Annotated in this window: 2 protein-coding genes; both read left to right on the top strand. The window is 73.1% G+C overall.

All coding sequences use genetic code 11. The features are described 5' to 3' along the window. Nucleotides 1-2,025, top strand: a 2,025-nt coding sequence (locus tag ACWGB8_RS38260) for an SDR family NAD(P)-dependent oxidoreductase (RefSeq protein ID WP_452218263.1), incomplete at its 5' end; no start/stop codon positions are given. Beyond that, nucleotides 2,025-3,094: beta-ketoacyl synthase N-terminal-like domain-containing protein (locus tag ACWGB8_RS38255; RefSeq protein ID WP_452218262.1), on the top strand; the 1,070-nt coding region annotated here is incomplete at its 3' end. The genes ACWGB8_RS38260 and ACWGB8_RS38255, both read left to right, overlap by 1 nt.

The raw sequence follows: 3,094 nt of genomic DNA, 5'->3' as shown, positions 1-3,094 counted from the left end.
ACCACCCCCAACTGGACCAACTACTACGCCCTCCAGCAGCGCCGCCGCATCCCCCTGCCCACCTACCCCTTCCAACACAAGCGCTACTGGCTGGACCGGCAGACCTCGGCACCGGTCCTCGGCAGCGCCGGCACCGCGCGCCGCGACGACATCCAGGATTGGTTCTACGCCCCGTCCTGGCAGCGGGCCGCCCTCCCCGCCGGGGTGCGGCCGGACCACGACCGTCACTGGCTGGTCTTCGCCGACGGGCTGGGCGTGGGCGAGGCGCTCGCCGAGCGGCTGCGCTCCGGCGGCGCCACCGTCACCGTGGTGGCGGCGGCCGACGCCTGGTCCGAGTCGGGGGACGGCCGGTACAGCATCGACCCGGCCGACGGGGCCGGCTACGAGCGGCTGATCGACGCGCTGCGGGCGGGCCCCGCCGGCCTGCCCAGCCGCATCGTCCACGCCTGGAACGTCACCGCGCCGGGCGAGGAGGGCAGCCTCCAGCACGGCTTCGAGAGCCTGATCCGCCTCGCCCAGGCCCTCGTCCGCCAGCCGGACGGCGAGCCGCGCCGGATCTGGGTGCTCAGCAACGGGCTGCACGACGTCACCGGCGCCGAGGCGCTCGCACCGCTGAAGGCCACCCTGCTGGGCCCGTGCCGCGTGCTGCCCCGCGAACTGCCCGGCACCACCTGCCGCAGCGTCGACCTCGACTGCCACGGGGCCCCCACCTCGGCCCAACTGGACCGGCTCGTAGCCGAGTTGGCCGTTGAGCCGGAGCCGGGCCCAGAGACGGTCGCCCACCGGGGCGGCCACCGCTGGTCCCAGCACTTCCTACCGCGGCCGCTGCCCCGGCCCGACGGGTCGCCGGTGGTGCGCCGGGGCGGTGTCTACCTGGTCACCGGCGGCACCGGCGGCCTGGGCCTGGCCCTGGCCGAGCACCTCGCGGCCGCGGGCGCCCGGGTCGCGCTCACCGCGCGCACCCGGCTGCCGGACGCCGCCGACTGGGACGCGTGGCTCGCCCGCAATCCGGGCCAGGGCCGGCTCACCGAGACCGTACGGACCCTGGTCCGGCTGCGGGACGCGGGCGCGGAGCTCCTGGTGCTCCAGGCCGACGTGACCGACCCGGCCGCGATGAGCGAGGCCGTCCGGCAGACCACCCTGCGCTGGGGTTCCGTCCACGGCGCCTTCCACACGGCGGGCGTCGCCGGCGGCGGCCTGATCCAGCTCAAGGACCTCCAGGCGGCGGCCGAGGTGCTGCGGCCCAAGGTGCGCGGCACCCTGGTGCTGGAGGAGGCCCTGGCGGACCAGGAGCTGGACTTCCTGGTCCTGTTCGGCTCGAACGGCGCCAACATCGGCAGCGTCGGCCAGGTCGACTACTGCGCCGCCAACTGCTTCCTCGACGCCTTCGCCCAGGACCGCGGCCGCGGGCGGCGGGTGATCTCGATCGACTGGGGCCCGTGGCGGGAGGTCGGCATGGCGGCCAGCCCCGCCACGCCGTCCGGCGTCGAGCGGGTGGACCAGCGCGCCATGTCGACCGCCGAAGGGCTGCGGGCCCTCGACACCGTCCTGGCCGGCGCCTCGGAGTCGCAGGTCGTCGTGTCGCCCGCCGAGCTCGCGGCGCTCTTCGCGAGCGCCTTCTCGCTGGACCAGGACACCGCCCCGGAGCCCGCCGCCGCCGCGCACGAACGCCCGGACATCCTCACCGAGTTCGTGGCCTCGCGCAGCGACACCGAGCGCACGGTCTGCGAGGTGTGGCAGGACCTGCTGGGCATCGAGAAGGTCGGCATCCAGGACAGCTTCTTCGATCTGGGCGGCAACTCCCTGATCGCCATCCAGCTGGTGAGCACCGTCAACACGAGGCTGGGCGCGAAGCTCACCCTCGGCGACCTGTACGAGGGGCTGACGGTCGCCCACCTGGCCGGCCTGGTCGAGCAGCCCGTCCAGCAGGCAACAGACAACAGCATCAGGGCACTTGAGGACCGCAGAGAGAAGATGCAGCAGCGGCGGCGCCAGCAGCGGCGGCGCACGGCAAGGGGCGAATGATGACCACTGAATCCACGGATCTCCCGGAGCGGGACGGTGTCGCGATCATCGGGATGGCCGGGCGCTTCCCCGGCGCCGGAGACCTGACCGAGTTCTGGTCGAACCTGCGCGACGGCGTCGAGTCGATCGTCGCCCTGACGGACGAGGAGCTGGCCGAGGCCGGGGTGCCCCCCGAGGTCCACGGGCAGCCGAACTACGTCAAGGCCGCCCCGCGCTTCGAGGGCATCGGCCTGTTCGACGCGGAGTTCTTCGGGTACACCGCCCGCGAGGCCAAGATCATGGACCCGCAGCACCGCCTCTTCCTGGAGACGGCCTGGTCCGCGCTGGAGAACTCCGGCTACGACGCCGCCCGGTACGACGGCAGCGTCGGCGTCTTCGGCGGCGCCAGCACCACCGCCTACCTCGGGAACATCCTCAGCAACCTGGAGCAGGGCGAGGAGATCAAGGGCGAGAACGTCGGCCTGGGCTTCGAACTCGCCTTCCTGACCAGCCGGGTGTCGTACAAGCTCGACCTGCGCGGCCCGGGCTTCCCGGTCCAGACCGCCTGCTCCAGCTCGCTGGTCGCACTGCACGCCGCCTGCCAGAGCCTGCTCAACTACGAGTGCGACATGGCCCTTGCGGGCGCGGTCTCCTACAAGGTCCCCGAGAACACCGGCTACCTCTACCAAGAGGGGGCCTTCCTCTCCCCGGACGGTCGCATCCGCCCGTTCGACGCGGACGCCCGGGGAACCGTCTTCGGCAACGGCGTCGGCGTGGTCGTGCTGAAGCGGCTGGAGGACGCGCTCGCCGACGGCGACACCGTCCACGCCGTGATCAAGGGGTCGGCCGTCAACAACGACGGCGGGGTCAAGGCGAGCTTCACGGCGCCGACCGTCGCCGGCCAGGCCGAGGTGATCGCGGAGGCCCTGGCCGCCGCAGAGGTCGACCCGGAGGACATCGACTACGTCGAGACCCACGGCAGCGGCACCGTGATCGGCGACTCGATCGAGGTGCAGGCGCTGTCCCGGGCGTTCGGCGGCACCGGTTCCTGCACCATCGGCTCGCTCAAGGGCAACATCGGCCACCTCGA

The sequence above is a fragment of the Kitasatospora sp. NPDC054939 genome (genome assembly GCF_053610105.1).
The sequence above is the reverse complement of the archived record's forward strand: the minus strand, read 5'-3'. Positions and strand labels throughout refer to the sequence as shown.